Genomic DNA, 17468 nt, shown 5'->3' on the forward strand with positions numbered 1-17468 from the left:
CACCCATGCGAACCGCCCGGCTGGCCGGGGACACACTTGGCGAAAGCCTTGCCCTGCTGGCGAAATCGACCCCCGAGGCGCACGCCAGGTTCCCCACCGCGGGCGACGGGATCACCGCCGCCGAACTGGACCTCGCCGCCACCGCCGCCGCGCACGAGTTCCTCCGCGCCGGGGTGCGCCCCGGCGACGTGGTCGGCGTGCTGGTGCCGACCGCGGCCCGCTTCTTCACCACGATCTTCGGCCTCTGGCGCGCCGGGGCCGCGGTGAGCGTGCTGCCGGTGCAGGCCGGATTCGCGGACGTGCCCAACACCGCGCGGCGGCTGGCCCGCATCGTGACCGCCGCGGGCATGCGCAACCTCGTGCTCGACCCCGGCTACGCCGAACTCGGCGAGGCGCTGCGGGACCTCGGCACCGGCGTGGCGCTGGTGCCGCCGCCGGACCCGCACGGCACCGGCGACGCGCGCTCGCTGCCGACCGTCGAACCGGACTCGCTGGCCGTTGTGCAGTTCACCTCGGGCAGCACGAGCCTGCCCAAGGGCGTGATGCTGCCGCATGCCACGACCATGGCCGGACTGCGGGGCTGCGTGGTCTCCGGCGCGTTCAGCCCCGACGACGTGTTCCTCCAGTGGGTGCCGACCTTCCACGACATGGGACTGATCGGGCTCCAGTCGCACTGGCTGAACGGCGCGGACGTGCACGTCTTCGCGCCGACCACTTTCCTGCGGCGCCCGGAAGCGGTGCTGGCGCACTTCGCCGAGCACCGCGGCACCGTGATGACCGGCCCCAACTTCTCCTACGACTACCTCGTCGACCGCGTCCCCGCCGAGCGGCTGGCCGCCATGGACCTCTCCAGCTGGCGGCTGGCCTTCAACGGCGCGGAACCGGTCAGCGCGGCGACCGTCCGCCGGTTCGCCGAAGCCTTCGCGCCCGGCGGCGTGGACCCGTCGGTGATGTACCCGGTGTACGGGATGGCCGAAGCCACCCTGTCGATCAGCTACCCCAGCCCGGGTTCCCTCCCGCAGATCCGCGCGGTGGACCGCCAGGAGCTCAGCGGCACCGGCCTCGCGCGTCCGGTGCCCGAATCCGCGGGCGCGGCCAAGCCGGTGGTTTCGGTCGGCCGCGCGGTGCACGGCATCGAGCTGCGGGTGATGCGCGACGACGGGGCCGTCGCCGCCGACGGCGAACTGGGCGAAATCCAGATCACCGGCGAAGCGGTGACCACCGGCTACTTCCGTGACCCCGAAGCGACCGCCGCGGCGTTCGACTCCGGCTGGTTCCGCACCGGCGACCTCGGCTTCGAATGGGACGGCGAGCTGTACGTCACCGGGCGTCGCAAGGAGATGGTCGTGGTGCACGGCCAGAACTTCTTCCCCGACGACGTCGAGACCGTCGCCCGGACCGTGCCCGGGATCTACCGCGGCCGGTGCGTCGCCTTCGCTGACACCGACGACGACGGCGGCGAACGGATCGGCGTGATCGTCGAGACCGCCGAAGACGCCGCCACGGTCAGCGAGGCGGTCCGTCGGCGGATCGCCGCCGAGGTGGACCTGCCGCGGGTGGCGGTCTACCCCGTCAAACCGCGCTGGATCCCGCGCACCACCAGCGGGAAATGGCAGCGGGTCCTGGCCGCGCGGCTCCTCGCCGAGGGCGCTGGAGGCACTGCGGGTACTGCGGGCGCCAAGGACCGGGCCGAAATTTCCGAGACCGCACCCGACGCGCAAGGAGAACGAGTGTGAACACCAGGACGACTTCGCGGGCCGGCGTGCCCCTGCTCGCCGACGAGCAGATGCACAGTGCCCGCATCTTCGCCGAATACCAGCACGCCACCTGGGAAATGCACCACATCCCGTGGCAGGATTTCACCCCGCAGGCGGTGCGACCCGAGCACGTGGTCTTCGCCAAGGGCGCGATCATCGGCGAGTCCAATGTGGTCGCCGCGACGCACGGGCTGCTCAACGAGTTCGGCATGGACTACGACTTCTCGCAGTTCACCTGCATCTGGGGCTACCAGGAGATCCAGCACCACCTCGCGTTCCAGACCTGGTTGCAGCTGGCGGGCCACAGCATCGAGCACCGCACCATCGCGTCGATGCGCGAGGCGTACCCGCCGGGCGTCACCCGGGCGGCGACCTTGGCCACCAACGTGATCTGCGAGGTGCTCGCCACCCACGCCTACAAGTGCGTGGCGCGCAGCATGGAAGAGCCGGTGCTGGCGGAGATCCTGCGCAAAGCGAGCGGCGACGAAGCCCGGCACGCGCGCGAATTCGTGTACTACACGGCGCAGCAGCTGGCCGAGCGGCCCGAAGAACTCGCTTCGGTGGTCGAGACCCTCTACATCTACATGGGCACCACCCGCGACCTGTACCGCCACCCGGTGAGCCGCTTCAAGGGCAACCTGCCCGAGCTGGAGGGCCACGAGACCATCGACGAGATGTTCGCCTACTTCGCCGAGGTCGACGAGGACGGCGCAGAGTGGGCGAAGTGCTGCGAGCAGCTGTTCAAGTACTTCTCCACGATCACCGGGTACAAGCTGACGAAAATGGCCGACGTCCGGCGCGCGATCGCCGAGGAGTCGATCAAGGCCGAGGCGGCCGCGGTATGACCGTCGCGTCGTCTCCGCCGGGGGAGGAGATCGAATTCCCCTGGCACGCCGAACCGTCGTTCAACTGCTTCGGCTGCGGGCCGCGCAACCCGGTCGGCCTCAAACTGCGGATGCGGAAGCTGCCGAACGGCGAATTCGGTGCGGTGACAGTGTTTTCGCCGGACTACGCGTCCTACCCGGGGATCGTGCACGGCGGCATCGTGCACGTGCTGCTGGACGAGGTCATGGGCGACACTCTCGCGCTGGTGCACGGCATGCTCGCGTTCTCGGTGAGCCTGAGCAGCCGGATGCTGCTGCCGCTGCGCGTCGACGTGCCGTACACGACGGCCGCGCGGATCGCCGGGCAGGGCAACGGCGTGCTGCACACCGAAGCCGAGATCACCGGACCGGACGGCGAGGTGCACGTGATGGCGCGCGGCACTTTCCAGCCGATCCGCTCCGAACAGGCGAAGGACCTGATGGATCTGGACGAGGCCGCGTTCGGCCGCGTCAGCCACTATTTCGACCACGGAACAGGAGAATCATGAGCACCGACACGATCACCCGCGAGGAGATCGCGGCCGTGACCGCCGAGACCCTCGCCGGGGAGCTGAAGATCCCGGCCGCCGACATCGCCGCCGACGACGTCCTGCGGGACCTGCCCGGCGCGGACTCGATGAAGATGCTGCGCGTGGTGTCCAAACTGGAACGCCGGTGGGACGTCGAGTTCGAGGACGAGCAGATCTTCGCGGTCAAGACCGTCGACGAACTGGTCGAGCTGGTGCGGAAGGGCATCGGAGACGAGCTGGCGGGGTCATGACCGCGACGACCCCGCAGCAGGCGCGCGACGCGACGAACCAGCATTACGAGCTGCCGCCGGAGCTGTTCGCGCTCTATTTGGACCAGCGGTTGAAGTACAGCTCCGGGCTGTACGACGCCGAGCACACCGACCTCGACGACGCGCAGACGAACAAACTGCGCTTCGTCGCGCGCGAACTCGGCCTGCGCGGCGGGGAGCGGCTGCTCGACATCGGCTGCGGCTGGGGAAGCCTGCTGCTGTTCATGGCACAGGAATACGACTGCCGCGTGACCGGCGTGACGCCGTCCGGACCGCAGGCGGACTTCATCCGGGCGCGCGCGGAGGAAATAGGCGTCTCCGAACTGGTCACGCTGGTGCCCGGGGCTTTCACCGGCGTCGAGGTCCCCGGGCCGTTCGACGCGGTGACCATGCTGGGTTCGATCGTGCACATGCCCGACCGGACCGATGTGCTGCGCAAGGTTCGCGGGCTGCTGCGGCGGAACGGGTCGCTGTACGTGTCGGAAAGCTGTTTCCGCGACCACGAGACCTACCGCGAGTTCTCCCGGCGGCCCGGCACCGTGCACGTCACCGACGGCATTTTCGGCTTCGCCGACATGGTGCCCGCGTCGGTGCTGGTGGAGGCGATGGAGGCGGCGGGGTTCAGCCTCGCCGGGCTGACCGACCTGACCGCGCACTACCACCGCACGATCGAGCAGTGGGAGGAACGCGTGCACGCCCGGCGCGAGCGCGTCGAAGAGGTCGCGCCCGGTATGAGCGAACCGCTGGTCCGATACCTGCAGACGGCGAACGCGGGCTGGGGCTACACCACCAAGCACTACGCGTTCACCGCGGTCAAATCGCGCATGGGCCCGACGGAGGTGCGATGAACCCGGCCGCGGAGCCCGGCATTCGTGCGGGACTGCCGCCGGAGGAGATGCGGCGGCTGGCCGGCTTCGCGGTCAGCCGCGCGGGCGCCCGGCAGTGGTCGGTCGACGATCTGGCGTGGGACGCGCTGCGCCCGGAGGAGCTGACCGAGACCGACAGCTCGGTGGTCCGGTTCATCACCTTCATCGAGGACCACATTCCCGGGTACCTCACGTATTTCCTCGAAGCGTTCCCGGTCTCCGGCGGCGATCAGGCCATCGAGGAGTTCTGCTTCAACCGGGAGTACTTCCGGTTCCTGATCTCCTGGGCCAACGACGAGGAACGGCACGCCTCGGTGCTGACCAGGTACCAGATCGAGGCGGGCATCAGCGATCCGGACACGCTGATGCGGGAGCTGGCGGAGGAGGGGCGGAAGAAGTTCGCGCTGCCCTATGAAACGCCGGTGCAGGCGTTCACCTACACGCTGGTGCAGGAGAAGGCGACGCAGCTGTTCTACCAGCGGTTCAAGGCGGTCGCCGCGGAGCCGGTGCTGCGCGATCTGCTGCACCGGCTGGCCCGTGACGAAGCCCGGCACTTCGCGTTCTACAGCGAACTCGTCGGCGCCTACATCGAGCGCCACGGACTCGGCGCGACGGTGGCGGACCTGAAGGACGTGCTGGCCACGTTCCGGATGCCGCTGGCCGACACGCTCAAGGGCTATTGGCGGTGGTCGATGAAGGTCACCGACGCCACGTCGTACGACCACACCGAGGCCTACGACGCGCTGGTGCGGCTGGTCACCGGCTTCGCAGGCGAGAGCGGCCGGGCCTCCGCCGCGGACCTGACCGAGTTCGTGCACCGGATCCGCGCCATCTGACCAGGGACGAGACGAGATGAGCACACTGTTCGACCCCCGCGACCCCGCGGTACGCACCGATCCGTACCCGGTGTACCGGGAGCTGCGGGAGACCGATCCCGTGCACCAGTCGGACTTCGGGTTCTGGGTGCTCTCGCGCTACGCCGACGTGGATGCCGTGCTGTCCGCGTCCGGCGTGTCCAGCGAGTTCTACCGGAGCCAGAGCTGGACCGAACGGCGGGGCGGCCCGGACAGCCCGCTGGTGACCAGCGTGCGAAGCTGGATGCTGATGCTGGACGGCCCCGCGCACCGGCGGATCCGCGCGGTGATCGGGAAAGTCTTCACCCGCGCCGCGGTAGACCGCCTCCGCCCGAGGGTGGCGGCGGAGGCCAACCGCCTCCTCGACGCCGTCGGCGAGGGGCCCACAGACTTGATCGCCGACCTGGCCTTGCCGCTGCCGGTCACGGTCACCTGCGATTTGCTGGGTCTCCCGACGGAGCATCGGGACCAGTTCCGCCTGTGGACCGAACAGATCAGCCGGGTGATCGACCCGGCGATCACCGTCGAGGACTCGGCGGAGATGAACCGGGCGGAGACGGAGTTCCGGGAGTACGTCAAGGAGGAGCTGGACCGGCGCCGGGCCGAACCCCGGGAGGACATTCTGTCGCTGCTGGCCCACGCTGAGGTGGACGGCGTACGCCTGAGTGACCACGAGATCATTGCGAACATCCTGTTTCTGTTCGTGGCCGGTCATGAGACTACGGTGAACCTGATCGGGAACGGGTTGCTCGCGCTCTTGCGCCACCCGGACCAGTTGAAGCTGCTGCGGTCGAATCCGGACTCGATCCCCGGTGCGATGGATGAGCTGACGAGGTACGACGCTCCGGTGCAGATCGTGTCGCGGCTGCTGGACGAGCCGGTGGGGCTTGGCGAGGCGGTGTTGCCGGCGGGGTCCAAGGCGATGTTGTTGTTCGGTGCGGCTTGTCGGGACCCGGAGCGGTATCCGGAACCGGATCGGTTGGATGTCACTCGGGGCGCGGTGAAGAATCTGGCGTTTAGTGGTGGGCCGCATTATTGCTTGGGTGCGGCGCTGGGGAAGATGGAAGCGGCGACGGTGTTGCGGGAATTGCTGGGGAGGTATCGGGGGATTGAGATGGTGGATGAGGGGGAGTTGCGCTGGCGGGGGAATGTGAGCTTTCGGGGGTTGGAGAGTTTTCCGTTGATGCTCAAGCGGTAGGGGGAGGGTGTTCGGTGGGGTGGCGGGGCTTCTTTACAGCGGCGCGCAACCTCTGTCTGCCCCTCGCGTGTTCTTTAACCCGCACACGCGATCTCCCGCCCGCCCCAACCCTGCTCTTTGACCGGCACGCCTACCTCTCTCGCCCCCAGATCAACTCTCCGTGCGGCAGCGGCTGGACCCAAGCCAAGACCCGATTGGCGAGGCTTACACAGGCGATCGAGGCCGTCCGACCTGGAAGCGCTGATTGAACCGTTGAACCGCGCGAGGGAGGAACGCGACGCGGTACAGAGGAGCTGGCGAGGACTCCAGCTGGTTCAGAGCTGGGCAGTGCGGACGTTGAGGCGCTGGTCGACTCGCTGGCCGACGCCGGACGGCAGGTCATCAGCGCAAGCCCAGCCCGGCTGCAAGAGCTGTACGACGAGATCGGCCTGGAACTGGTCTATAACGCGAAAGAGCGGATGGTCGATGTGACCATCCGCTCACCCCGTAGGGTTAGTACGCGTGTCCGAGGGGCGACGCGGTCACAAATCCCTGGCAGATCTCCTAATTTCCGGGAGGTCATGCGAGGGTTTTAGCAGACCTCGACTGCGTGAGGGATTCACTGGCACCGACAGAGTGTTTATAGGTCGTGCCTTCCGTAAACTGGTGGCCGCTTCAGCCGCCTTCGCCTTGCTGAGGTGTAGCGAAGCGATGCGCAGCCTGCTTCCGTGAAGCTCAGTCCTTCGCTTCTGCCCGGTCCCAACAGTCAACGATGTCGTCCTAGCTAGCGTCGTCCCGTAACACTTCGAGTCGTTCTGCGATTTGTGAGGCGTTCGGCCGATTCGAGGGTGGTAGTGCGTGAGCGACGTTGACGAGATGGAAGACGCGGTCGGGGAGGTTCCGGTCGCGTTGGCGGCTCCTGCGAGTGCCGTGGTGGTGGTCGGTCCTGGTGTGGAGACCGAGGAGTCTGTCGCGGTCTGGCATGTGAGTCCGCAAGGTATGCCGGTCGGGGCGTGGATCTACTCATTGGAGAGCCTGCTCGGCTCGCGGGACGAAGCCCGTCGTCTCTTGACGTTGGTCGAGCGGCGGTCGATCACCGGGGTCGCTCCGGGCGAGCTGGACGAGGTTCTCGGCCGGGTCACCAGGGCCGCTGGGGTCGATGCGGAGAAGTGGTGGACAGCGCAGCTTTTTTCGCCGCTTCAGTGTTTCGCGGACATCGTTGATCGCCGAGCGGCGTACGACGAGACTGTCTCGGCGGCGAAGCGTGAACTCAAGAATGTGGCTGACGTGGGGTGGAGCCGTGACTTCGCGGCTGAGCGCCTCATCAGTTTCGATGATCTGCGGTCTTTGTCGAGGGTTCGTCCTGTTGTCGGGTCGACGGCAGTTGGTTCGGGTGCGCTGACGGTGGTTGGAGTGCTGCGATGGCTGGTCCGGCAGTGGGTTGAGACCGAGGGTGTGAAGAGACGTCGTTATGTTCGGGAGGCTTACGGGGACGCTGAGCCGTTGCCGCCGTCCTGGCTTGCGTCGGTGCAGGCTGGCATGACGACGAGGCTTCCGCTGTGAGGTCGCTTCGGGGGTTTGCTGTCGTCGATACCGAGACGACGGGGATTCTGCCCAGCTTCCGTCATCGCGTGGCCGAGATCGCGGTCGTCCATGTCGATCTCACGGGGGAGATCACCCACCAGTGGTCGACCCTGGTGAATCCGGGCCGTGATCTCGGCCCGCAGGCCATCCACGGTATCCGTGCCGCCGAGGTGCGCTGTGCTCCGAAGTTCGAGCATTTTGTCGGCGACCTGCTTGAACTTTTCCGTGGTCGTGTCTTGGTCGCGCACAATCTGCCGTTTGATGCTATGCACCTGCACGCCGAATTTGCGCGTCTGGCTGTGGATCTGTCCCGGTACCTGTCCGGCGGTGTGTGCACGATGAGGCTCGCAGGCGCCGTTTTCCCTGGAATGCGACGGTCGCTTGTCGAGTGCTGTAAGGCGGTCGGCGTCGATGGCGTGCGATTCCATACCGCGCTCGGGGACGCCCTCGGCGCCGCCCGCTTGTTCAGTCGGCTGGTGGAAGGTGCCCGAGAGATAGCTTCGTCTCGGCTGCAGGACCTACCGAACGTGCATTGGGATCTACCCGCCATGCCACACGGCCTGGTCAAGCCTGTACGTCGGCAGGCGGGCGCTAGCGCCGAGCCGCACTTTCTCGCCCGGCTGGTGGACCGCGTACCGCGGGAAGGCGAGCCCGCGGTGGATGCCTACCTTGCCGTGCTGGACGGAGCCTTGCTCGACCGGCAGATCTCGGTATCGGAGGCCGACGCGCTGATCGAAGCCGCCCATGACTTCGGCTTACACAAGGCGGAAGTCATCGACGTGCACCATGCCTACCTGCGTGATCTCGCGCGAGCTGCCTGGGCCGATGGGCACGTGTCCGTAGAAGAGCGACGAGACCTGGCAGCGGTAGCCGACCTTCTCGGTCTCGATGTCAAGGAGGTCGATCTCGTTCTCCGAGAAGAGCAGGCCACGCCTATGCAGCGGCCTCAGGTCCACGTCGCGGAGGTCAGCATCGGGGGGCTTGTCCTGCGCCCTGGTGATCGGATCGTCCTGACGGGAACCATGCGACGTCAGCGCAGCGACCTCAAAGCAGAAGCGGAATCCCTCGGCCTCCAGGTGATCAGCTCGGTGAGCAAGAAGACCAGAGTCGTTGCCGCCGCGGATCCCGATTCGTTGTCCGGCAAGGCGAAAGATGCACGTCTTCTGGGAGTTCCCGTCGTGGCCGAAGATGCTTTCGTCCGCGCCCTTGAAGCAATGAAGGAGTAATCGAGCTGCCCGTCGGCCGAAGGCCAACGGTTCGTTGAAGGTCGACGAACAACTCGATCAGCGCGACACTGAGCGATTCGGCAGCGACGGTTGCTAGAATGACGAAATGCCAACTGTGGACCTGCGCATATTCCGTTGCGAAAGTGGCTACAATGCCAATGGTGAGCTTGTAGTAGTTCGCGCGAAACTGGACAAACACCGACCGATCGACGTATGGCTTCCCAGCCTTCTGAAAGTCAACACTCTGGCCGCGCCACTGCGACGCAAGATGGCTTACAGGATCAAGCAGCACGAACTCAACCTCGTCCTCAGCTTCTTAAGCATGTCCAACAGCAACAACAGCCGAGTGGGGGCGCGGGTCGCAGACCTGAAATCTGCTGCTCGCCACATCGGAGCCTTCGTGACCGAATCGGTGGGCATGGGCATGCTAACCGCGACCGTGAGCGACCACTTTCGATGGTCAGGGAACCATGACGACCTTGAGCATTTTGACGCTCTGCCTGCGAGGTTGGCAGGAGACTATTACCGGCGAGGAGTGCGTCGAGACCTCTTGTTCCTTGACCCGACCGCGGGTGTATCCAGGATGGCTGGCGAGGCACGAGGACGATCTACTCGGCCCCCTACGAAAATGCGACCAACCGCTGAGCAGCGGCGCCGGCTGAATCAGATGCTCGGTTGGTCGGAGCGTCACAGCTACCATCCGGTGACGATGGCATGGACGTGCCTAGGCGGTCCAGCGCTGGCGGTTGACCTGTTTGATATGACATTGCCTCCCAGCGGTCAGCGAAGGCCGGCTTCGTCGTCCGCTCCCGAGCCGTCACCTGGCTCCCGTGTGCCCGAAGCGGAGGCTGGGGGACCTCGTTCTATCGCGAGGGCTGGTGACGCTCCAGGCGACAGAGCAGCGGAATCTCACGGTGAGCAAATAAATGAGAGGCTGGCCGGTCGCTCGTATCATGTGGTTGACGGAACCGGCGAGTTGGGTTTCGCGGAGATGGACTTCGAGATGGGAATGCGCGCCTATGTTCCAAATTTCGTAGATTATCTCTACGAAACCGCGCCGGAAAACGATCGTCAAGTCCTCGACGATGAGCCCGTTCGAGGTGGTTGGGTGAAGACTGACTTAGTCGGATCGTCGAAAACACATCTGTTTCTCGGAGTTCTTCGCAGAGAACAGCTGGAGGAGCGCCAAGACATGCTGCGTCGACGCCGTCTGGAAGGCGGATGGACAGACGACATTCAGGTAGACGTCTTCGGTCGACTCATCGTCGCTGTGGCGCTAGACAGTGCAGCGGCCCCGTCTTGGGAGCAAGTGTCAACTCGATTGGAATGACACTTGGACCGTTCAGCGGAGCCTTGGAGTCACCCACAAGCTGAGTGCGCGCGCTATGGCTGGGCTAGTGGGTGGGGTTGTCCGGTCATTGCGGCGAGTGCGGTGGCGACGGTTTGGAGGTCGGCTTTGATGTAGGTGGTGGTGGCGGGGGCCGGTGTTGTCGGTGTGGCCTGCGTAGGCGCGGGCGATGCCGTAGCCGTAGTGGCGTTCGACCCAGGTGAGGGTGGTGTGGCGGAGCCAGTGGGTGGAGATGCCTTGGTTGGTGATCCAGGGGAGTTGTTGGCCGAGGCGTTTCCAGAGGTGGTCGTAGCGTCGGGTGGTGAGTGCTCGGCCGTCGCGGTAGCGCAGCAGGTGCTCGCTTGGTTCGTGTGCGCCGCGGGCGGTGGCGTGGTCGGCGAGGCGGCTGGCGAGTAGTGGGCTGATGGGCTGCCAGCGGAGTGTGCCGCCTTTTTCTTCGAGGCGGACGAGGCATTGGGTGGTGTCGAGGTCTGTGAGTCGGAGGGCGAGTGCTCCGCCGCGGCGGCAGGCGGTTTCGGTGTGGAGGCGGAGCAGGAGTGCGTCGAGGACGGGGTCGTTGCCACTGCAACGGGCGGCGGTGTTGATGTGGTCGAGTTCGGTGGCGGTGAGCGCGCGGCGTGGGCTGGGGAGTCGGCGGGGTTTGGCGACGCGGTGGGCGGGGCTTGCCGCGGCGGGGATGAGGTCGTCGGCGATGGCCCGGTTGAAGATCGCACGGGCGGCCGCGACTACGTGTTCGCTGGCGTGGCGGCCGTTGCGGGTGTTGCGGCGGGTGCGGGCGTGGGTGGCGGCGTCGTGTTGCATGGCCTCGATGTCGGTGGCGGTGATTTGGTCGAGGCGCCGGTCGCCCCAGGCTGTGGCCATGCGTGTCCAGTGGTTGCCGTAGGTGCGGGCGGCTCCGGGGCCTGCGGCGGCGATGACCTGGGGGAGGTAGTCGGCCAACGTGGGGATGCCGGGTGTCTCGGCTGGGTTGTCCTGTAGGTCTGCGAGGGTGACGCCCAGTTCGGCGAGTGTTTGGCGGGCGGCGAGGATCTGGGCGGGGTCAGGCGTCATGATCCAGTCCGGTTATGTCGCGGTAGTGCTCGGTCAGGAGGTGGGCGACGGTCGTGCCGGGGTGGACGATAAGTAGCTGTTCGTGGATCGAGGCGGCGAGGACGAGGGGCCGGCCGGGTTCGATGCCGCACATGTGGCGGGCCGCGGCGGGAAGCGTGGGGGCTCCCCGGGGATCGATGGCGTGCGGGCCGGATGGGTCGGGTGCGATCGCGATCAGCCCGTGCAGCGTGTCCAGCGAAAGTCGCCGGCCTGGGTGCCAGCCGAGTGCGCGGAGCAGGAGGCGTTCGTTGACGCGGCCGGTTCGGTCGATGCGGACGGTGCCGATCAGCAGGTCGGGGCCTGATTCGACCGGCAGGCGCGGTTCGGGCAAGGCCGGTAGCCGGGCAGGTTGGGGATGGCGCTGGGTGCTGTCGGGCACCAGTGCCGCGATCAACTGCTCCCGGGGCCGGACTGCACGTGCGGTCCGGGGACGCGTTGTCCCACCATGCCATGGTGGTGTCCGGAACGATCGACGCAAACCCCGCGACCCCAGAACCACCCGTTCGTGAGGATTGGGAGGGGCTATGTGAACCTCGAGCTAGAGGAAGCCTCTACTCGTTGCACTCGTCGGCGGCGGTCGTGCCATGGTGGTCCATGTGTCAATAGTCGCCGCTCAGGTGTCATCAAGCCTCAAATTTGGCTGGATACACATCGAGCTTCTGTCACCCGCATGCTTCACAGGTGATAACACCAGTCTCAGGATTAGCTCATAGCCACGTCATGTGTCGTATTAGGAGGACGACTAGTGCCACCCCTGTCACTCGAGCGGCGGTCGTTTCCCCGCATAGGCGACCGCCACGATCGATGTGGGGAGGTATCCGTGGCAAAAGGACGTCGTCGTAAGACTCCGTTCAGGGCTTGGGGAGTAGTTCTCGCGGTCCTGGCATACTATTTTTATTCGGAACGGCTGTGGCAGCCTTTGCTTTTCGCAGTCGCAGCCTTGCTGCTCTACTTGACCGTAGTTCGGCTGACTCGTTGCAGAGTCGAGACGGTCAAGCATCGGCCGTGTCTCTGGCTTGTTCGGGGTATCGCCGGCACGTGCGACTTCCACGTCGGTTACAAGCGCGGGCTTCCTGTTCTTGTCCGCGGTAGGGGTTTTCTTGGGCTTCCGACCTTGATGTGGCCGCGTGACACCTTCGATCGTGGTGCCTTGCCAGAGCGGCAACCAAGCTCGGCTGTCCGCGGCGCGGCAGCCATGTCTTCGAGGGCGGACAGGCCGGGTTACGACTGGGCGATGATGTCCATCGCTGGGGCGAGCATGTTCATAGCGATCGCCGCGTTCATCAGAGACCTGATCGCTGGCTGAAGTCATCGGCGAATCGGGCTTGTCGCTGGGCTTCGCCCACCAGATGCAGTGCTTAGTGGAGCCGGATCAGGCCGTATGGAGACGCCAAGTCGCCCTTCAGCCAGGCGAACGATCGACGGTTGCTTGATGAACGTCGGACAGAGCGGTTAGTGCAGCCAGGACGTCTCCGATGATCGGAACGGTTGATCAAAGGTGAGCATGATGTTGGTGAGACGACGCGTAGACGAGGATTCACGTTAAGTATACTCGTGAGTTCGTTGCGCACATTTCCGGACATCGCTGGCAACAAGAGGAATCCGGAAAGTCTGGCATTACGCCGCGAGCAGGCGGACAGGAACTGGACAAGGTCCAGTAATCACCTCCGAGGACGCGGAGGTCGGGATCGGCCAAGAAGTTGATGCGGTCGGCCCAGCGTCCCTGCAACGGATTGTCACGTCAGGGGAGCAGGCGTATGGCGAGTACGGTTCCATCCGGGTGAATTGATACCGGGCCGCCCCATGAGCTGTCCCAGGAATCGCTGGGCCAGGCGGAGCGGTGCTCGTAGATCTCGTGGCGGTACTGCGTCACTCGTCCGCTAGCCAGGAGATCGAATAATGCGGTCTCTACGCCAGAGAAGGCTTCCACGCGGGTTCCGTTCAGCCGGAAGACGTGGTCGGTGCCGACGAAGCGTTCGCCGAGGAGGGTGTGGTTCGCGTCCTGCACGCTACCGGTGGCCGCGTGCGTGAAGCCGATGAAGTGCTTCCGTCCTTGGCGCTCGGTCAAGTACGGGGCGGTCGCTTCGCCGTTGCCGGCGAACGCTGTCAGTCCTGCGGCGGCCGTTCGTGCGAGCACGCGCCCGAACCATTCGTAGTGATCCGGTGTGATATGGAAGCCGGGGATCGAGATACGGGCTTCGTCACCGTTGGAAGGCAGGTGGATTTGGGGGAAATGGTTGACGTCGCTGAGCTTGGCATCCAGGTCGCTACCCTCAGCGTTGGGATGGGCCAGCCAGCCGCCGCTTCCCTCGGCGTAGAGGGCGTGCACGGTGACGTGTCCGTCCAGGGGCAGCTCAGTGCTGAAGATCAGGCAGGGGGTCCCGTTCCATGGTCCGACGTGCACCGCCTCCACGTGAGCCGATGCAGACGCGAGTTGAACGTGGGAATGTGCGGCGTTGCTGTGGTTGCCCTTACAGGCGATCGGCAGTACTAGCGAAGGCGCTCCCGGCTTCCACAGCTCGGCGAAGAACTGCGGGCGGTACCGGTAGTTCTGTCGTTGTCCCTTGTCTCTGCTGGTCAAGGCCCAGCCTGCGCGCAGCGCCGTGTCCGCGGGCACGATGGAGACGACGCGATCCGGATATCGTTGCGCCAGGATCCGCCTGGCCAGTACCAGGGCGAAACCGACACCGAGCTCGCTCGACTGGACGGCCTTGTAGTAGTCCGCCGTCTCCTTGCCCTCAGTGGATAGCTTCAGGAAGGAACCTGTGTCGCCGGTCAGCGCCTGGCTGTACTTCAGTGCGCCCCAGTGCTCGGCGAGTCCGCGCGCGGCGCCTCGTCTCGACAGTGCGATGGCACGGCCGAGTACATGCAGCACGTCCCACGGTGTCAGCTGCGAGGATTTGTCTCCCCGCGCGCGTATCGGATGGAGTTCGGGCTTCCGCCGTAGGAATTCGTCGTCGTCTTTGACGCTGCTCTCATCGTCCCGCTTCTTTGCGCGCCTTTCGTCGTCGTCAGCTGCTGCGGCGGCCACAGCGCCAACCAAAACGGGATCCGAATGGAGGGAGACGTTCGAGCGTTGCGCGAGATCCCTCAGCACGTGCTTCGCCGGCTTCAACATCATTTTCCTTATGCGCCCTCTACGTCGACTTGGTCGCACTGCCGCGTGATCAACACCGACACACAACGATACGTTCTTGATCACGGGCGCGGTTCCGCTCAAGGAGTGAGGTATGTCGATGATCTTGGGGCGTAGTCGACGACCAGAGTTTGAACCTTGCCCAACCGCCGTGCCGATACGGAGCCTCCGTATCGGGTCCGGAGAACGAAAACTGGTGATCGTCATCGCGTTCTGTGCGGTTCTCGTAGTGGGCAGGGCCACGTTCATCGTCATCAGGGGCCTTGTCGCCGACGTGTCCGTCGAGCGGCCACGAGCAGGTGAATCCAGCTACGAACTCGCGTTCCGACAGGTCGCCGTCCGACGGCGGCCGAGGTTCGACCGCTGCCTAGGGGATGAAGGTGGTGACCGACCACGGCCAGACCGTCTACGGAGCCTGTCGTTTGATCTCGAGAGAACTCACATACTGGCCGGATGTGTCGGGCGCGATCACGATCAGCCCGCGCAGCGTGTCCAGTGAGAGCCGGTGGCCTGGGTGCCGACCGAGCGCGTGTCAGAGGAGGCGTTCGCTGACGCGGCCGGTCCGGTCAATGCGTACGGCGCCGATCAGCAACCTGAGGCGATCCCCAGTCAGCGCTAAGCGGCGGCTGATCAACTCTTTTCCCAGGACATGACACTCCTCGTTCTGCCTGCCCGGCAAGGCTTAACAAGGTCGATCGACAGTTCGAGACGACGACACGATGAGAGTTAGAGGATGAGCGGCTGCGGCTGTCGAGCCATTCCGTGGGTCACCGTCAAATGCCGGACTATGACGGTTCCGACGCGGCGTTACGCTCGACGCTCCAGAACCATAGCATCACCTCCGTCGGCCATGGTGTCTCGGTCCGGATTGCGAGTGAACCCCGTTCGAGGTCTGCAAAGCCGGTGAGAGCCTGCCTCGGGTTAACTTACGGAAGCCTGAAGCTTGTACAGCCTGCCTGCTTTGACGGCGACCACCCCGCCGATCGCCGCTCCGGGTGGTGCGACTGCTTGCCAGGCCATGCCTTCGGGGGCGGATGCTTTCGTCTTGGCCGCCGAACTCGGCAGGCCGACGAGGCCGCCGCCGATGACGACGTCGTTCTGATCGACGATCAGGATGCAGTCGGCCCGTGTGCCATCGATGGTGGCCCACCCACTGAGAATTGTGTCTCCGGCCAGTGAAGTACCGGTTTCGCCTTGTGCGTTGGCGCGTTCGGTGTCATGGGGGAGAGGCACCGCTGACGACAGTTGGCTCCCGAGCTCGGGCCCGCCGCAGCCGAGGGTGAAGGTGCTGTTGAAGGGGAACGCGCCGAGTGAGCGAGCCGCAGGGGCGGCGGCGCGCTGGATGTGCAGGGCGTCGAGGACGGTGGGTGCGTCGACACGCAGGGCGACGGCTGCGAGGTTCAGGGGCCCGTAGTCGTGCCGGACGCGTTCTGCTTTGGTGCCGCCGATGGCGTGGGTGACCAAGGCGACCGTCACGGTGGCGATCAGCAGTTGTCGTAGTGGCCATTGTGGACGGTTGATGGCCACCAACGCCAGCAAGGCACAGGTGGCGAGCGCGCCGATCACGACGTACCGGCTGATCAGTCCGACGTTGCCCCCTGGCACCTGATCGGTCGTCCGCCCCATGGCCACCATGCCCCCGAGCAGGACTGCGTAGGTGGCAACCGCGATCCAACCAGCGACTCGAGGACTTGTTTCACGGACAAAGTAAGCCAGTGCGGCGATCGTGATCCCACCGGCGATCACCGCGACGAGGGCGGCGTCGGCCGACCACAGCCCGCCGAGTGCGGCGGCGAGGACGGACAGCCTGCCGTCGGGGTCGAACGCGGACGTGGCCAGCGAGTGCGAACCGGATGGCTTGGTCAGAAACCACGCCACGACAACGAGAATCCCGATCGTGCCGGGGATCATGACACGCAAGCGAAAGTCTTTGCGAAGCCAGGCAATCAGGGCGAGGACGAACCAGATCGGTAGTGCCGCGCCGAAACTGAGACAGCCTAGCGCCGCCGCGACCCCGGCCGCCCAGCTGAGTCCACGATGGGCACAGGCGATAGCGAGTACACAGAAGAAGATCGCAGGGACCCAGCTGATCCCATTGGTGCCCTGCAACCAGAGTTCCGCCGCGTGCGAGCTGAACAGCAACCACGAGAAACCCGCTGCTACGACGGCTTTCGTTGTGACGGAAAGGGAACTCGGAAGCATCGAGTACAGCAGGGCCACGATCCCGGCCACCAGTAGCACCGTGAGCGCGGTCAGGATCCGATTGTCTCCGCCAAACCATGCCGCGTCCGCCCAGAACAGCAGCGACGGCACGACGAAAGGCTGATCGAGGTGGTAGGTGAATACCTGGCCGAACAGCAGATCGCCATTGTCGTCGGTGATTTTGGCCAGTACGTGCCAATAATCGAGCAGCACGTGCATTTTCGGTGCTCGGACGGCGGTGAACAGAGCCAGTCCGAACGGGACGAACGCGAAAAGCCACAGCGCGACCGGCTTGAAGCACCGCCACGGACGGTGGTGTGCGGCGGGCGGAAGTTCGTCTGAGGCTATGGGACGAGGGAGGACGTACTGGTTCACGGATCTCCTGCCGGGGTGAGGCGAGCACATGGTTCGGAGGGGTTGTGTCGGGTTGAGTGGTTTGCCCGGTTCGGCCCCAAATGTGCTGTGACCAGTGTCTTTACGGGACTCGACGTTACTTGACAAGAGTGAGGTTCACCTCAGGTGGTGATGTAACGACCACGGGTGGTCGCGACGATCAAACGGCTCGGT

At 65.4% G+C, this 17468-nt stretch carries 14 protein-coding genes; 10 read left to right on the forward strand and 4 right to left on the reverse strand.

Going from position 1 to position 17468, the window contains the following annotated elements; all coding sequences use genetic code 11:
- The first annotated feature begins 5 nt into the window (after positions 1 to 5).
- The 10 genes from BKN51_RS09560 to BKN51_RS43015 all read left to right on the forward strand — a co-directional run bounded on the left by BKN51_RS09560 (position 6) and on the right by BKN51_RS43015 (position 10456).
- Positions 6 to 1736, forward strand: coding sequence for an AMP-binding protein (locus tag BKN51_RS09560; protein ID WP_101607304.1), 1731 nt, complete (start codon positions 6 to 8; stop codon positions 1734 to 1736).
- A complete protein-coding gene (locus BKN51_RS09565) occupies positions 1733 to 2602 on the forward strand; it encodes a ferritin (RefSeq protein WP_101607305.1) in 870 nt (289 codons plus the stop codon). Before BKN51_RS09560 ends, BKN51_RS09565 begins: the two co-directional genes overlap by 4 nt.
- Positions 2599 to 3129, forward strand: coding sequence for a PaaI family thioesterase (locus BKN51_RS09570; RefSeq protein ID WP_101607306.1), 531 nt, complete (start codon positions 2599 to 2601; stop codon positions 3127 to 3129). The genes BKN51_RS09565 and BKN51_RS09570 overlap by 4 nt, the downstream gene beginning before the upstream one ends.
- Positions 3126 to 3401, forward strand: coding sequence for an acyl carrier protein (locus BKN51_RS09575; protein WP_101607307.1), 276 nt, complete (start codon positions 3126 to 3128; stop codon positions 3399 to 3401). Before BKN51_RS09570 ends, BKN51_RS09575 begins: the two co-directional genes overlap by 4 nt.
- A complete protein-coding gene (locus BKN51_RS09580; protein WP_101607308.1) occupies positions 3398 to 4267 on the forward strand; it encodes an SAM-dependent methyltransferase in 870 nt (289 codons plus the stop codon). Before BKN51_RS09575 ends, BKN51_RS09580 begins: the two co-directional genes overlap by 4 nt.
- Positions 4264 to 5121, forward strand: a complete 858-nt coding sequence (locus BKN51_RS09585) for an acyl-ACP desaturase (RefSeq protein WP_101607309.1) — start codon at positions 4264 to 4266, stop codon at positions 5119 to 5121. Before BKN51_RS09580 ends, BKN51_RS09585 begins: the two co-directional genes overlap by 4 nt.
- A gap of 16 nt (positions 5122 to 5137) precedes the next feature.
- Entirely contained in the window at positions 5138 to 6337 is a 1200-nt protein-coding gene (locus BKN51_RS09590; protein WP_101607310.1) for a cytochrome P450, read from the forward strand.
- A gap of 837 nt (positions 6338 to 7174) precedes the next feature.
- Positions 7175 to 7879, forward strand: coding sequence for a DUF6218 family protein (locus tag BKN51_RS09595; RefSeq protein WP_101607311.1), 705 nt, complete (start codon positions 7175 to 7177; stop codon positions 7877 to 7879).
- On the forward strand, positions 7876 to 9126 hold the full coding sequence (locus BKN51_RS09600; RefSeq protein WP_101607312.1) for a 3'-5' exonuclease: 1251 nt from the start codon (positions 7876 to 7878) through the stop codon (positions 9124 to 9126). Before BKN51_RS09595 ends, BKN51_RS09600 begins: the two co-directional genes overlap by 4 nt.
- Before the next feature lie 106 nt (positions 9127 to 9232).
- Entirely contained in the window at positions 9233 to 10456 is a 1224-nt protein-coding gene (locus tag BKN51_RS43015) for a hypothetical protein (protein WP_146044401.1), read from the forward strand.
- Positions 10457 to 10468: 12 nt separating this feature from the next.
- On the opposite strand, the gene BKN51_RS09605 is transcribed toward BKN51_RS43015, so the two are convergent.
- The 4 genes from BKN51_RS09605 to BKN51_RS09620 all read right to left on the reverse strand — a co-directional run bounded on the left by BKN51_RS09605 (position 10469) and on the right by BKN51_RS09620 (position 17276).
- Positions 10469 to 11524 (reverse strand): tyrosine-type recombinase/integrase, encoded by a 1056-nt coding sequence (locus tag BKN51_RS09605; protein ID WP_335645066.1) that lies wholly within the window; start codon positions 11522 to 11524, stop codon positions 10469 to 10471.
- A complete protein-coding gene (locus BKN51_RS09610; RefSeq protein ID WP_102906628.1) occupies positions 11514 to 11957 on the reverse strand; it encodes a hypothetical protein in 444 nt (147 codons plus the stop codon). The genes BKN51_RS09605 and BKN51_RS09610 overlap by 11 nt, the downstream gene beginning before the upstream one ends.
- A 1347-nt stretch (positions 11958 to 13304) precedes the next feature.
- Positions 13305 to 14684, reverse strand: a complete 1380-nt coding sequence (locus BKN51_RS09615; protein WP_101607314.1) for a hypothetical protein — start codon at positions 14682 to 14684, stop codon at positions 13305 to 13307.
- 936 nt (positions 14685 to 15620) lie between these two features.
- Positions 15621 to 17276: a DUF2079 domain-containing protein gene (locus tag BKN51_RS09620; protein WP_233224143.1), complete on the reverse strand. Its 1656-nt coding sequence runs from the start codon at positions 17274 to 17276 to the stop codon at positions 15621 to 15623.
- Between the last annotated feature and the right edge of the window lie 192 nt (positions 17277 to 17468).

Source organism: Amycolatopsis sp. BJA-103 (assembly GCF_002849735.1).
Lineage (GTDB): Bacteria > Actinomycetota > Actinomycetes > Mycobacteriales > Pseudonocardiaceae > Amycolatopsis.

What these genes read in the sequence shown, in the direction of transcription:
- BKN51_RS09580 (WP_101607308.1), top strand. Translation starts at nt 3,398, where the DNA reads ATGACCGCGACGACCCCGCAGCAGGCGCGCGACGCGACGAACCAGCAT.
- BKN51_RS09605 (WP_335645066.1), bottom strand. Translation starts at nt 11,524, where the DNA reads ATGACGCCTGACCCCGCCCAGATCCTCGCCGCCCGCCAAACACTCGCC.
- BKN51_RS09560 (WP_101607304.1), top strand. Translation starts at nt 6, where the DNA reads ATGCGAACCGCCCGGCTGGCCGGGGACACACTTGGCGAAAGCCTTGCC.
- BKN51_RS43015 (WP_146044401.1), top strand. Translation starts at nt 9,233, where the DNA reads ATGCCAACTGTGGACCTGCGCATATTCCGTTGCGAAAGTGGCTACAAT.
- BKN51_RS09590 (WP_101607310.1), top strand. Translation starts at nt 5,138, where the DNA reads ATGAGCACACTGTTCGACCCCCGCGACCCCGCGGTACGCACCGATCCG.
- BKN51_RS09585 (WP_101607309.1), top strand. Translation starts at nt 4,264, where the DNA reads ATGAACCCGGCCGCGGAGCCCGGCATTCGTGCGGGACTGCCGCCGGAG.
- BKN51_RS09570 (WP_101607306.1), top strand. Translation starts at nt 2,599, where the DNA reads ATGACCGTCGCGTCGTCTCCGCCGGGGGAGGAGATCGAATTCCCCTGG.
- BKN51_RS09615 (WP_101607314.1), bottom strand. Translation starts at nt 14,684, where the DNA reads ATGATGTTGAAGCCGGCGAAGCACGTGCTGAGGGATCTCGCGCAACGC.
- BKN51_RS09575 (WP_101607307.1), top strand. Translation starts at nt 3,126, where the DNA reads ATGAGCACCGACACGATCACCCGCGAGGAGATCGCGGCCGTGACCGCC.